Annotated in this window: 12 protein-coding genes and 1 pseudogene; 5 read left to right on the top strand and 8 right to left on the bottom strand. The window is 47.1% G+C overall.

What is annotated here, in order from left to right:
- Positions 1–30 precede the first annotated feature (30 nt).
- Both BLU05_RS16755 and BLU05_RS16750 read left to right on the top strand, forming a co-directional pair.
- Entirely contained in the window at positions 31–1341 is a 1311-nt protein-coding gene (locus tag BLU05_RS16755) for a glycoside hydrolase family protein (RefSeq protein WP_091882173.1), read from the top strand.
- Between the two features lie 13 nt (positions 1342–1354).
- On the top strand, positions 1355–2074 hold the full coding sequence (locus tag BLU05_RS16750) for a tetratricopeptide repeat protein (RefSeq protein ID WP_091882171.1): 720 nt from the start codon (positions 1355–1357) through the stop codon (positions 2072–2074).
- Between the two features lie 219 nt (positions 2075–2293).
- On the opposite strand, the gene BLU05_RS16745 is transcribed toward BLU05_RS16750, so the two are convergent.
- Positions 2294–2530 carry a WGR domain-containing protein gene (locus tag BLU05_RS16745; protein WP_091882168.1) on the bottom strand — a complete coding sequence of 79 codons (237 nt, stop codon included), beginning with the start codon at positions 2528–2530 and terminating at the stop codon, positions 2294–2296.
- A 632-nt stretch (positions 2531–3162) separates the two neighbouring features.
- On the opposite strand from BLU05_RS16745, the gene BLU05_RS26015 reads away from it, so the two are divergent.
- Positions 3163–3639: a hypothetical protein gene (locus tag BLU05_RS26015; RefSeq protein ID WP_139210482.1), complete on the top strand. Its 477-nt coding sequence runs from the start codon at positions 3163–3165 to the stop codon at positions 3637–3639.
- Positions 3640–3650: 11 nt separating this feature from the next.
- Here BLU05_RS26015 and BLU05_RS16740 read toward each other — a convergent pair whose 3' ends face one another.
- The 5 genes from BLU05_RS16740 to BLU05_RS16720 form a co-directional block, all read right to left on the bottom strand.
- Entirely contained in the window at positions 3651–4238 is a 588-nt protein-coding gene (locus tag BLU05_RS16740; protein WP_175540636.1) for a TfuA-like protein, read from the bottom strand.
- A gap of 149 nt (positions 4239–4387) precedes the next feature.
- Complete coding sequence (locus BLU05_RS16735) at positions 4388–5644, bottom strand: YcaO-like family protein (protein WP_091882162.1); 1257 nt, start codon at positions 5642–5644, stop codon at positions 4388–4390.
- 403 nt (positions 5645–6047) lie between these two features.
- Complete coding sequence (locus BLU05_RS16730; RefSeq protein ID WP_091882159.1) at positions 6048–6290, bottom strand: hypothetical protein; 243 nt, start codon at positions 6288–6290, stop codon at positions 6048–6050.
- 33 nt (positions 6291–6323) lie between these two features.
- Positions 6324–8345, bottom strand: a complete 2022-nt coding sequence (locus BLU05_RS16725; protein WP_091882157.1) for a BTAD domain-containing putative transcriptional regulator — start codon at positions 8343–8345, stop codon at positions 6324–6326.
- A 323-nt stretch (positions 8346–8668) separates the two neighbouring features.
- Positions 8669–8947: a hypothetical protein gene (locus BLU05_RS16720; RefSeq protein WP_091882154.1), complete on the bottom strand. Its 279-nt coding sequence runs from the start codon at positions 8945–8947 to the stop codon at positions 8669–8671.
- A gap of 338 nt (positions 8948–9285) precedes the next feature.
- Between BLU05_RS16720 and BLU05_RS16715 the strand changes: the two genes are divergently transcribed.
- The gene (locus BLU05_RS16715) at positions 9286–9930 is read left to right on the top strand and encodes an AfsR/SARP family transcriptional regulator (RefSeq protein WP_139210481.1); all 645 of its coding nucleotides are present in this window, start codon (positions 9286–9288) and stop codon (positions 9928–9930) included.
- Between the two features lie 43 nt (positions 9931–9973).
- On the opposite strand, the pseudogene BLU05_RS26475 reads toward BLU05_RS16715, so the two are convergent.
- Both BLU05_RS26475 and BLU05_RS16710 read right to left on the bottom strand, forming a co-directional pair.
- Positions 9974–10090: pseudogene (locus BLU05_RS26475) on the bottom strand (IS6 family transposase); the annotation flags it as partial.
- Positions 10091–10259: 169 nt separating this feature from the next.
- A complete protein-coding gene (locus BLU05_RS16710; protein ID WP_091882149.1) occupies positions 10260–11099 on the bottom strand; it encodes a helix-turn-helix transcriptional regulator in 840 nt (279 codons plus the stop codon).
- Positions 11100–11815: 716 nt separating this feature from the next.
- On the opposite strand from BLU05_RS16710, the gene BLU05_RS16705 reads away from it, so the two are divergent.
- Positions 11816–12802 carry an MraY family glycosyltransferase gene (locus tag BLU05_RS16705; RefSeq protein ID WP_280139039.1) on the top strand — a complete coding sequence of 329 codons (987 nt, stop codon included), beginning with the start codon at positions 11816–11818 and terminating at the stop codon, positions 12800–12802.
- Positions 12803–12819: the final 17 nt, after the last annotated feature.

The following is a 12819-nucleotide window of genomic DNA, read 5'->3' as shown; positions in this document are numbered from 1 at the left end:
AATCAGTCCACCATAGAAGCGAGTCGATGAATGACCGATAAGCCCCCTTCTGTTCCTGGCTATACACAGGCATCCATGCGCCCGGATTTTCTTATGGGTCAACCGGATGTATTCTCTGGAGCGGGCGGGCTTGGAGGAAATGCTGCTTATCCCAGTCCATCGCTGTTCTTCGCCAAGAATGCCAGCGAGGCCGGGAGTTTTACGCCCCAACAAGCGAGGGGCATCGTTGTGGCAGGCCAGCAGAGTCTGAAAACAGGCACGGCCAAGCCTTGTGCAACGTGTGATAAAAACCAGCCGTATAGCGTCGCTTTTGAAGTCAAGGACGCCAACGGCAATCTTTGCAACAAAGGGACCGGCAATAAATCCAAGGGGATGTATTACACGGTCAAATACAAGTTGTCCGGCGATATTTATGCAGGTGCAACCGACGAGAATGGGCTGACCGAGCGGTATTTCACAGCCAATCCCGCTGAGACGATTTATCTTTATTTAGGGCATCGAAACAAGAGCGATGGCTATCCAGAAGACCAGTCTGAAGCCGAAAACGCATATGACGAAGCACCTTTAGGGAATATCCCCTATGCCATTGCGCCGATTGCCGTGGAAAAGATTGAGAAAGTCACCACTAAACGCCTATGGAAGCCATGGGCGATTACAAAGGATGGCGAGGACTTTACCGCATCCAGAGAAGCTTTGCGGCGCAATGAGTATGATAGTGACGGTGCTGCTACAGGAAACGTCACGATAGGTATTGGTAAACTGGTACACGAAAAAGCGTTCGTCATGGATCAAACGAAGGTTGATCAGACAGTCCAGTATTTAAGAGATAACGGTCAACCGGTGACGGTTGATAACATTGTATCTGCTGTTGGCCCCGCGACAGGGCTTAAGGGCAAGGATCTGACTAATGCAATGGAAGAAATGAAATATGTCAACGGTATAACTGATCAAGATGCGATCGATTTATTCAAGAACAAGACGTATCCAGAGCATCGGAAAAATGTAGAAAAAGTTATTCATGTACCGCTTTATAAGAACGAATACGATGCGTTATCAGATGTTGCTTATAATAGAGGTCCAGGAATTATTGATAAAACCGGGAAAAAGAAAAACGGACAAGAATGGAATCCGGGTGGGAATTACGCTGAATGGCTTAATCGCGGGAGATACCATTATACTGGCGACGATCGGATTCGTAATCTTGCTCGCACAGCTGTTCCCAACAGGCGAGATGACGAAGCCGATGTATTTCTAAACGGCAATTACGCACCGCAGAAAATGAGTATCAGGGACTATCAGCCACAAAACCGGACGCCGTGGGAGCATGTTGATCTTGATTAGGAGACATAAATAAATGTCACGGAATCGATGGACACTATGTCTGCCGTTAGCGATGATTGTCATGGCATTTTCCCTTTCGATCTCAGCTGTTTTGGCATTTGAGATTAGCGAAGTTGGAAAATTTGACAGCGGGAACCTAAGCGAGGTGCAACTACGTGCCAAGCAGGGAGATGCGGGTGCCCAACTGGAGTTGGGAACACGATTGTATTCTGGTAACGGCGTTCCGGAAGATTACGTGCAGGCACTTGAATGGTATGAGAAGGCGGCAGAGCAAGGCAATCCAACGGCACAGTACTATGTCGGTGTATTTTTTTCTCAGGGCACAGGCACATCTAAAGATGATGCCATGGCCTTTAAATGGTTTCTTAAGGCTGCCAACCTCGGTAATCTCAAAGCACAAAAGGCAATCGGGGAAATGTATCATGAAGGACAAGGTGTCGATATTAGTTTGGAAGAATCCGCAAAGTGGTATCTGAAAGCTGCTTCTCAAGGAGATGCTGAGTCACAGTATTACTTGGGCGTGATGTATCTTGATGGTGAAGGTGTACCGAAAGACGCAGCGGAGGCTGCGAAATGGATTCTAAAAGCGGCAGAACAGGGCCGTGTCGACGCTCAGACAACAATTGCTGGTATGTATAAAGACGGGAATGGCATTAAAAAAAGTAAGGGAGAAGCAGATAAGTGGCTGCAAAGAGCGAAGGACTCTGCTGACGATAATGAAAAGGCAGAGTGAAGTAGTCGTCGTTTGTTTAGCCGTTTTCATTCTTATTTTGCCAAATCAAATATTTATTCGGAACGAGAGGAAATAACGAGCGGGTCTGTAGTCCGCAGTCTGTCCAAGATATATTATCGAATAGGCAAGACAAAACAGGTCTTTAATCGGGATTGTAGACATTTGGGCTACAATCAAAATGCCCAAGATTTGCCTGTTATCAGCATTTTTAAAGAAAGCTTACTTATAGCCTTTATGGCACTTCTGTTGCGTTAGCTTTTCAAAGGCTTTCTGTAATGCGGAAGAGTTGGAAAAAGTGTCGACCTTCTGTTGTCCTCTTGTGCCAATTATCCCCCAATTGCGCACGAGCGATATCTCACCAAAAAGGGTTGGCTGTATGGTCAGGCTATAATATCGCGCCATGTTGCGATCAGGATCACAACGCGTGACATGGAATGACTGGGGGCTGTCTGACATGCCCTCAAGGCTCCTGTTTTCAGAAGCAATCGTCCAATGACAAATTTGAATCTGTAGGACACCATCGATTCAAATCTTTGATGGGAACGCCGTGCTGCGAGGCAATTATCGGCAACTCAAACGACCATTTTGTCATGACTTGCGGAATTGTACATACCAATTAGTGCTGCAAAGCGAAAAATGATTTAGTGAAACATCTCCCCCACTTGCAATTTCCAAAAGCATACTTCTAATGACTCTAAATTAGTGGAATATTGTATTTCGTAATGGATTTTAGATTGCTGCATCTTCAGCCTATTATCAACTTTTTGGTTCTATCTCAGCAGCGCTACAGGGCAAAAGCGCAATTACGAAACTACGACGATCAGGGGAGGCATTGTAGTTACGATGACAGTCGGGGAAAATCCAGACGATGAATACAATGATCGGAGGCAGGGAGGGAAGCCGACGTTCAATGCAAAAAAGTTAGAAAAAGATATTAGCCCTGATCTCGCTGAACGTATCAAACAACTTGGACTACCCGATTGGCCAGCACTCACTCCGTCGCAGGAGCAGCAACGCGTATATTGGGTAGAGAACACTAAAACTTCTCTTTGTTCTGTTTTTATACCGTTAATATTTATTGTTGCAGCTTGGCTACTTTATCTTGGTCCTCTTCGGGAGTTATCTTTTTTATCGTAGATGAGCCCCTTCTGCTGAACATGTGGCCCGTTAATCCTGCAATACAAGCAAGTTTAGCGAATTCAGGCTTCTCTTTTTATGACAAACAATTCTTTTTAGCGATGACTTCAACTACTAGTTTGATTTGGGCTTTTTGGTTTGTCTGGCGCATCATTCGTGAATTAAAGAGAAAAGACACATTTTATATGCGTCGATGGCTTCCGGGATTTGCGATAATCGCTCCCTTGTGTGTGCTAGGGGCATTGAATTTATCATTTGTGGCGGACGGTAGTTTTTATGCGCCAAGTTTAAAGCAAGCCGATTTCAATCGGAACAGTAAAATTCATCTTCTGCATATCAATCGCATATTACATATCTGCTGGATTGATCGAACAGATGCTCTTATTTGGCCCTACGCCCACAAAATTGGTCAACCTCAGTTAACGTGACAAGCCCACTTCTATGCCCGCAATTTGCGCCATTGTGTTGTTTCATTGAACAACCATCCGGTGACGTGAGGACTGGAAGTTGTTCCTTTTTCCGGTGGAACTGGTTCAAGCAGGGCATTGAGCATTTCAAGTGCATCGTCCCGTTTGACATTGCGGAAAAAAGGTTTCAAGCGCTCAGCTGCACGCTCGATGTCAAAAGACACCACACCGAAGATGCGATCCCAGGTTCGCTCTTTAAAAAATATCGCGTTGGCTTTGCCCCGGATCAGGGAGTATTCGTCTGCCGAAATTGCCGACTTGGCCAGTGCGGCATCAAGGGTCGCATCTATGGTGACCATGGCTTCGGAGAAGGCGGTATAACCAAACTCGGCCGGGGCGTGCACTTGCGCGACAGCGGCGTCGTCTTCCAATCCCCCAAACGCATAACGCGTGAATATTTCTCCAACACCAATCATTCCAAACGGATAGCATTCGGCAGCGCGTAGTGCGCCCATGCTGGCGGCACCAAGGACAGCCACCCCTCGCGATAGCGCATAGAGTATTTCTTTGTGCCAAACGGCTGCGACGTCTTCAAATCGTCCGTCAATGAGGCCCACCATGCGGTATCCTTCATCCACAGCACGGGTGATATCACCACATTGTGCGGGGCCTCGACACGTCAATGAATGGCGAGTCAGTACGCGATCTTCGCCTGTGCGTGTAGGTACGAATTCTGTCCCGGCAAGACTTGGACCTGCAAACAGAATCTTCATTGCAATAACATGGCGTTCAGCGCCCGCCCGCCAAAGCGGTGTTTGCGGATGCCGGCCGGATTTTCGAGTTCATTAACCAACACCCGGCAAACAGATATGCCGCAATCCTCGCCGCCCAGTGGAACAACTACCACACTGGTTATGCCGCGTTGGCGCAGTGGTTCGAGATAACTGTCGAGAATCGCGCGCCTATGGAGCGCAGGTTCGTTGAACTGCCAATGATCACTTGGATGTGCGTTTGGATAAATCTCGAGATCAGAAGCGATCCGCTGCGCATATTCCGAAGGGTCGAAATCATCTCGCGCACCTGAAATATTGGTCAGACGTGTCTGTGCTGCCTCGGTTATTGCCCGTATGGCGGCTATGCGAGGTGACAGATGACAACCGTAGCCGGCCGTCAGATCAAAATGCAGATAAATGCTTCGTCGTATGGCTGAGCTGATTGTTGCCATGAATACGGGAAGCTCAATATCGGAACGTATATTGAATAGACGCAGCTCAAAACCTGCTTGGGCAATCCGCTCAGACAGCCAAGTGATGTCTCTATCGGAAAATACGCCAGGATCTACACATTGAGCACACACGAACGCGTCGCTCTTGAAACGCCACAGCTCCGTAGCGTCACGCTCAACTCGTTCGCATAAACCATGAATAACAGCTTCCAGCAGGCAATTCCCGGAGGCAAGTCCATCGGTAGACTGGCAATAGTGATGGAACTCTCGCTGGGATGTAAAATCCATTGCCACAAGTTCTTTTGGTACAAAAACTGTCTTTTTCTTTAGGAGATCAAAACCCTCCAACCAATCGAGAATTGTACCGTCGGCAGGCTCCTCGGCGCCTCGCATCACGAACATCCTGGCATCAAACACTGCTCGCCCCGCTTGAAGCAGTTCTTGGCGGCTAGCTGCGATTGATGGGAGTGGTATGTTCTCCGCGATAGCGATTTCGGCGGCTTCCATGGCGGCCGACGCACGGGCATGTGCCGAATTTATTCCTTTGCCTTGGCTCACAGCCAGCGTTTTGCTGTTGGGGCGAATTGCCATCCAGACAGGAATTCCGATCCGATCAAGCCCTGTTGTCTCGGCGAGGCGGACAATACCGAGCTGAGGAAAATACGGACGCAACCGTTGTACAGTCTGCTCGGCATCCAGCAGCCTCGTTGAAGACGATTGTTCCAGGCAAGCGGCGGAATGAAGGTTCTCCTCATCCGCCGCCAGCCGGTCTTCAACTGAGATACTGTCCAGTGTTATCATTATTGCCCCAACGAACTCTGTTCAAAGCAAACTTACCTATCGCTTTGAAAAAGGCCGCGCTCATTGGAATTAATGTCCGGGGCTGGCCGATGACAATCTTTCGGACGGCCCATTTCGATATGCCTCAGTCATTATTATGTTTCCTGATCGAGAATTCATCGATTGAATGAACTCATGGCCAGATTTTCCGGAGCACTCGATCAAATCCCGATCAAGGCTTTCAATAGTCTTATTCTCTAAATCTACGAGCCAAATACTATCAGTATCTGGCTCATCAATGATGTAAAACTTTGCCATGCGAATAACCTTTCTATGAAGGAGAGCCACATCGCAAAAGTAATTTGATTCGATTCTATATCAATCAACTATTGCTGCTAATTCACGTTATCCAATGACATTATTTTTATATTTTTTCCGCCCCGGGATCATTAATCGACATTTTTACATCCGCGCCATTTCTTCTGTGTGTGACGATGGCGATGCTGATCCCTTTGGTTACGGTGATACCACTTTTCCGTGCCGTGTTGATGGTCTCGATAACCGGACTTTCGGAAACGTTCTCAAATTTTTCAATGCTCTTTTTTTCAATATCAATAAGCCAAAGCTCATCAGTTCCCGATTCACCAATGATATAATATTTTGTCATTCCCATTTTCCCCTTTTTGTACTGGCAATTGGGTCACTGAAATCCTGCTTCACGTAGGGACGCTTCATACATTCTACGGTGTTCCGGCTTTTTGAGACTCATTGATTTCACCCATTCATCAATCCGAAATAATGGATTGTCTTCCAGCGCATAAGTCCGGTACTCGGCTGCCCGTTCCTTTTCGCCCAATCGTGCCCAACATGCCGCCATCAGGCGAGATGCCGCGCGCGGATTGTTCATTTTCTCTAGAAATCCGACGGCCTCGGCATACCGCCCAAGATAGTGGAAAGTTCCCGCCCCCACCCAATAATAGTAGTCCGGGGCCAAAGGATTTAACGCCATCGCGCGTTGAATTTTTCCAAGAGCCAAATCAAGCTCGCCGGAATGCGTTAGGGCATCTGCATAATCTGCAAGGAGATCGGCGTGTTGCGGGTTAAGGGTCTCGCTCTGATCAAAATAGTCCAAACTTTCATCATATTTACCAAGATACATATTAATTGTGCCAAGTTCTCGCAAAGGCCTCTCATCTTCTGGATCATTTGGCGCCGCTTTTTTTGCAATCTGTTCCCCTTCAATCAGAATGTCCTTCTCATTGCGTGCCAGGACAAGCCATTCCCGCTGCATTGTTCTGGCAACACCGCTAAGGGCGGGGACGAAATCTGGCGCAGCTATCAAGGCATTCTTGAAAGCCTCGCGTGCCATGCGTACTTTCGAAAGATTCAAGCTGTCGATTTCTCTCTTCCCAATGAGATACCAATAATAAGCGTTTGGGTCTTGAAGCAGCTTATGATAACGATCCAACTCAACTTTTTCGATCGTGGAGACGACCGAGAGAACAATGCGGATCGAGAGTTGACGGTATTGTTGTTCGGATAAAACATAGTCGAACTTCTGCTTTTCAGCCCAGACAATCTCCCGAGAGCGGGTATTGATCAGTTTGACCGACAGGAAGCAACTCCCATCGCGTCGCACCACCTTGCTATCAAAAACGAAGTCAACGCCCAATTGGGTATGCAGATCGGAGAAGCTATTGATGTTTGTTTCAGTTACCACCCTGTATGAGGTATAGGGTGCAATAACGGACAGAGTGCGCAGGCGGCATAAACCGATGGTTATATCGTCGACCAATGAACCTGCCAGTTGTTCCATGGGATCGGTGGAACTATTTGGTACAAAAAGGACGATGATCTTTGGCAGCGCGAGCTGTTTTGATACGTCAAATTCTGCTTGGGACTGAATAAAATGCGAAGGTTGAATTTCGAAGCTATTGTCGTTGGATGACCGATGGGACTGCGAAATGAGTAGAGACTGCTGTCTACGAAACGGCCCCTTCGTCATAAGCCGTTGATAAAGCTCTATAGTTTCCGCCTCTGGCTCAACATCAAGATCATCATGTAACTTCTTGGCGCACTCTCTGAAAGACTGCTCGATCTTTGCGATCATTCCAAGTTCAGAAGCCGTTTGCATCAGCTTGCGATAGCCCATCTCCTGATAAGGATCGACATCAATCAGCTTGCGCGCGCATAGTCGTTTCTCATCGATACTGTAATCTGGCTGTTCAAGGCTTGCCATCAAAGCGGCGATGAAGTCATCGCGAAGGTTGACGCGCTTAATGTCAAGCCATGCATCGAAATCGGAATTACATGGTTCATTTTGCGCCAGCAGATCCCCGCGATAAAGTTCTGAAACCTTTAGAACCGAGCCGACGCTGCCATGGGCACAACAATCAATGAAATCGAGCAAATCAATTTTTGCGAAACCAGTTTCGACGGAGGCAAGGTTCAGGCTGACATGGGTCGTATCGCTCTCAACCAGAGAAATATCATACTGCTCCTGAAATTTGCGGATGCGCACCAGGCTTTGGCGCAAGTTCATGCAGGCATGGGCTTGATCAGTGTCCGACCAGAGCATTTGCGCTATCTTGTTACGGGAGACAGACAGGCCGCTGTTTTCCAGAAGAAGGTAGACGATAATCCGCAAGAAATTCGTGGGTATGCGTGGGACAAGCACCCCGCCAAAACTAACTGTCGCCTCTCCGAAAACTGTCAACTTCATGATGACAGAAGCCCCCGCCCGTCGTCGTTATATGGGTTTAAAAATGCATGTTTTTTCGTTTTACTTTCGCATCAGTAATCAAATTTACTATAAGTTGCTTCTGTTCCCTATAGTCCTTATCTGATAAAATTGTAATGAATTTGATTTAGAATTAGACCAATTAGTCAGTGTGCTTATATTTTGGTACGCGTGGTCTGAAAATTGTGCCGCATTTTGCCGGAAATCAATTGCACACTGGAGCGCCGTCTTGCGGTACAGGCCACAGCAGCTTACTTATACGCAAGTGAGACTATCCATTCCAAATTTTAACGGTATTGCCCCACTCATAGGTCTCGAGAGGCAGCCTCCGATTTTTCCCCTTCACAGTCACGTTGCGCCGCTAATTCGGCTTCCTGTAGTGCTACGACCTTTGCATAATGCACGGCAAGTTTTCGACATCGAGCAGCTTCAACTTTCAGATTATCGGTACAAAAAATATAGTCCAAGTCATATTCAAGTCGACTTGAAATAATATCAATTTCATTGGCAGTATTCTCATATTTAAGTGCGACCTGCTTAAGGCGCTCTATAAATTTTTCTCTCAAGTCTACTTTGGTATCCATGTGAGCAGTCTCTTGTATTTTATAATTACTTACTTTGTAGTCTGTGTTATGTTTGGATGTTTCCCGAAACAGAATTTATCATGTTGGCTATTGAGCGCAATAGAGTGTCTAATATCAAACCAATATTATTTCATTTTTTTGTTATGCGCGTCAGATATAGCGCAAGGGTAAAAAATCCCCAAGGCGCGTATCCTTTAACAGTTGACTGTCAACTTTGAGCGGTGGTGCACTGGCTAGCATAGAGCCGATCCGCAATTCTTCCAATGATCCTGATGATTACTTGTGTCACACCAGTGTACTCGATGATTCTGTGTTTGATAGCAGGTGAACAATATCAAATGTCTGATTTAGAAGCGCTTATAGAGAATTTATGTACTCACAGACAAAGAACGGGATTTCAAGATAAAGACTTAATATGTAGAAAAATTATAATGATCCCAATCCATAGAGCAGTGGAATTCATGTTTCCACCATCAAGGTTGGAGTCAATAATTAGAATGAGGATAAGGCTTTTTGGTGATTCAAGTATTACTTTAGGTGGGGTGCCGGTAACATGGGTTCCCACTAACTTCTTTCGTATTTTAGCATATTTACTACTAGAGGAAAGCTCTCAATCTATTTCCTGTTCGAAGTTGGCGCAAATTTTTTGGTCGGATAGTGACCAGTCCCATGCACTCATAAATCTGCGTCAAAGCCTTGCGCGTATTCGCAGGTTTCAAGATCAGTATGCGCTGAATCTGATCCGTGCCGACGCAATGTTTGTTTCACTCAATCTGGAGCAAGTCGAGGCTGGACTAGTCTGGATCGACGCATTGGACTTGCTCAAAGTGTTCCAGGATGGAGATATCAAATCTGTCCTTGAATACTCTGAAGAATGCCGCGGCAGCCTTTTAGCGCAATATTTACCTCAGCAATCCGACTTTGATAATTGGCTTGACGTCAAGCGCGCCAAGTTACACGAGGTTCTTACATCGCCGCGGTAACGCTGCCTTAATAGGAACCTTTCATGACGGGACTTTTGCTCGGCAAAAGATTCCTGACGTAGCGCAAATGCACGGAAAGCCGGAGATACAGCCACCCAGCGTGACTGATGATTTCGGCCGGAAAACGATGGTGTTTGTAAAGTTTATGGATAGGGGGCAGTGCGATGTGTAATCGTAGCACTGCAAATACCCCAACAAAATCCAAATCATGCTAAGGCAAAGTCAGGTGTATCTGCCTGGTTTGCGAACAATACTGGCATTGCACGCGCTTTTCCCTTAAGCGCATGCGCTTGAGTTTAACTCAAATACCACAGTTCTTAAGCGGGTTTTCAGGCGTTAGTGATCGATTCCATCATTTCCCTGGTGCGACTGACTGCGCGCTGCGTGTTCCAACTGACTGCAGATTGCAGTGATGATTGCTCAAGATGGTTACGATAGATAGCTGCAGCTTGAGTCCGGTTATGCACTTTGAGTTTCCGGATAAGGTTATGAACATGCACTTTGACGGTGTGACCGGAGAGATTAAGCCGGTCGGCGATGGTTTTGTTTTGTAGACCCTCTGAAAGAAATTCCAGAATTTGACGCTCGCGCAATGTCAAAGTGTCCACAGGCTTGCTCTCTCCAATTCGTCCCGTGATGCCATTTGTAATAACCGTGTGACGGCTGCGCACGTGACTATCTCTTGCTATCTGTTCCAAGGACTGCATGATCCCATAGGGATAATATTCTCCGCCGTTAAGCAGAAGCCAGATAGCTGCCAGCCAAATATCCAGTTTCAGAGTGAATGGAAGGAGGCCTTGAATTCTCTTGTCGCCAAACAGCCTGCTCAGAACATGAGAACCGGCGCCATCACCGTTGATCATTAATGTAATGGAAGCGTTTGGGAAACAAATCCGGCATCGCTCAATACATTCCGATAGATCATCGACAATATCTGCATGTAGAAGCACCAATCCCACATTCAGATCCTGGTTCTGATTGTCAGGAAGATGATTTGCGAGATTTATCTGTATGTCGGCGAACGTCCTTTCTAATGAATGTACCAGCCCTTGAAAAACAACTCCCGTTTCGGCGTAAATGAAAATGCTGTTGGTACGCTTGTGATCACGATCGATTCTAAAATCATAATGAATATAGTCACTTGCGTTATGAGACGTAGTTCCACTCATGTTTACCCCTATTTTTCTGTTGAACAGAATAATCGCTGTCCATTTTTTTGGAGATTCCGCATTTCAATATTCGTGATGGCCGGAAAACTTGTTTGCCGTAATATTTGAACCATCCTTGATAAGTAGGTTAAATGGTTGAGAGTGACGAGGGCGTGACTTGCGCATTATGGTCGATGCTTTTGAGGAATTTCACTAATACTGGATGCGCTGCATAATCCGGTTTAGGCCCTGGAGCTAACTATCGCCGCGATCGGAGCGTCTACACTTGATAAAAGACGGTTGCATAAACCGTTCTGTGTAAATCCCCGCAGCATTCTGATGGCAAGATAATCCGATGTGAGGCGTGGCTTCTTATCCCGCTGTCACACCTAGTCAAAAGGTGAAGATCGCCTCATCCTTCAAGTTGAACTAGTTCTCAATTCTCCTAAATGGAGCTCCCTTCCACACGCCGATACCTTTTTGAAAAAGCGTTTACGTCGATGATGAAAGGTGGTGACACTTTGGATCGGCGAACGCCTCATAAACGGGGGTAGGCCGTGTCGCTCTGGTTCACCAATTCAATAGTAGCCCTGTCGGTGACTGTGCTGCTCGTCCTGTTTCTCAAGAAGGTTTCCTATTCTTTAGCTCTTGTTGATCACCCGGACGATCGAAAGCGGCATGAATGTGTGGTTCCGCTGTGCGGTGGGATCGCGATTTTTTCCGCATTTTCTTTTGTTATGTTGTCCAAAGGTACGACGGTTCTACCTGTCAGCTTTTGGGCTGGCGGTTTTTTGATCCTCTGTATTGGGGTAATGGATGATCGAAGCGAACTGTCAGCAATTGCCCGGCTTGTCGGGCAACTGCTTGCCGCTGGCATTCTCATCGTACCTCTGGCCGGATCAAGCATCTACGTGGCGAATATGCTGCCCTTGGCTCTTGTGGCTACGGCCGCGCCTATACTCATGATCATCGCGATCTTGTTCGTTGTTGGCCTGATTAATTCGTGGAACATGATTGATGGCGTTGACGGACTTGCAGGCGGCTGTGCCGCGACTGCAATTTTCTGGGTAACCTTGATATCAAGCTGGAAGGGCCTTGAAGATCTGGGCCTGTCCAGCTTTGTCCTTCTCGCTGCCGTGTGTGGCTTTCTTCTGTTCAACATGCGCAGCCGTTGGTTGTCACGCGCCAATATATTCCTTGGTGATGCCGGCAGTACTGTGCTTGGCGCTACTATTGCCTATCTGTTGATCACACTCTCGCGTCAAGGCGAGATTGCCTTTCCTGTTCTGCTGTGGATCGTTATTGTACCAGTCACCGATACAATAAGCCTCATAGTTCGCCGGCTGTACGCTGGGCGCAATCCGTTGACGGCGGATCGTTGGCATTTGCATCATTTGCTGTTGGATCAGTCATACTCACAGTCAACCACCACGAACATCATCGTCGCTTCATCCGCACTGTGTGGTAGTCTGGGGTTTATTGGTTTGGTCGTTGGCGTCTCAAACTATGCAATGACATTCGGGTTGATATTCCCGATTGCTATTCACTCAGCCTTTGTTTTCGCGGCAAGCGCCACTGCCAGCAACAACAAGCCACGTTCGGTTACCGTTTCCCAGTTCAATGTCGTTGCTCCCGTGTTGCTTCGCCCGGAGCCAACCAAGAGCTTTGGTCCAAGCCAGCAACCAACCCAGCCAAGTCCGGCTATTTTGTCCGACGCTGTTTAGCGCGCCTAAGAATGGAG

This window comes from Phyllobacterium sp. OV277 (assembly GCF_900104355.1).
Classification (GTDB): domain Bacteria; phylum Pseudomonadota; class Alphaproteobacteria; order Rhizobiales; family Rhizobiaceae; genus Phyllobacterium.
The sequence above is the reverse complement of the archived record's forward strand: the minus strand, read 5'-3'. Positions and strand labels throughout refer to the sequence as shown.

Bases quoted from the DNA above. Each gene is read 5' to 3' on its own strand.
- BLU05_RS16755 (WP_091882173.1), top strand. From the start codon at position 31: ATGACCGATAAGCCCCCTTCTGTTCCTGGCTATACACAGGCATCCATG.
- BLU05_RS16750 (WP_091882171.1), top strand. From the start codon at position 1,355: ATGTCACGGAATCGATGGACACTATGTCTGCCGTTAGCGATGATTGTC.
- BLU05_RS16745 (WP_091882168.1), bottom strand. From the start codon at position 2,530: ATGTCAGACAGCCCCCAGTCATTCCATGTCACGCGTTGTGATCCTGAT.
- BLU05_RS16740 (WP_175540636.1), bottom strand. From the start codon at position 4,238: ATGGTGGGCCTCATTGACGGACGATTTGAAGACGTCGCAGCCGTTTGG.
- BLU05_RS16735 (WP_091882162.1), bottom strand. From the start codon at position 5,644: ATGATAACACTGGACAGTATCTCAGTTGAAGACCGGCTGGCGGCGGAT.
- BLU05_RS16730 (WP_091882159.1), bottom strand. From the start codon at position 6,290: ATGACAAAATATTATATCATTGGTGAATCGGGAACTGATGAGCTTTGG.
- BLU05_RS16725 (WP_091882157.1), bottom strand. From the start codon at position 8,345: ATGAAGTTGACAGTTTTCGGAGAGGCGACAGTTAGTTTTGGCGGGGTG.
- BLU05_RS16720 (WP_091882154.1), bottom strand. From the start codon at position 8,947: ATGGATACCAAAGTAGACTTGAGAGAAAAATTTATAGAGCGCCTTAAG.
- BLU05_RS16715 (WP_139210481.1), top strand. From the start codon at position 9,286: ATGTCTGATTTAGAAGCGCTTATAGAGAATTTATGTACTCACAGACAA.
- BLU05_RS16710 (WP_091882149.1), bottom strand. From the start codon at position 11,099: ATGAGTGGAACTACGTCTCATAACGCAAGTGACTATATTCATTATGAT.
- BLU05_RS16705 (WP_280139039.1), top strand. From the start codon at position 11,816: ATGTTGTCCAAAGGTACGACGGTTCTACCTGTCAGCTTTTGGGCTGGC.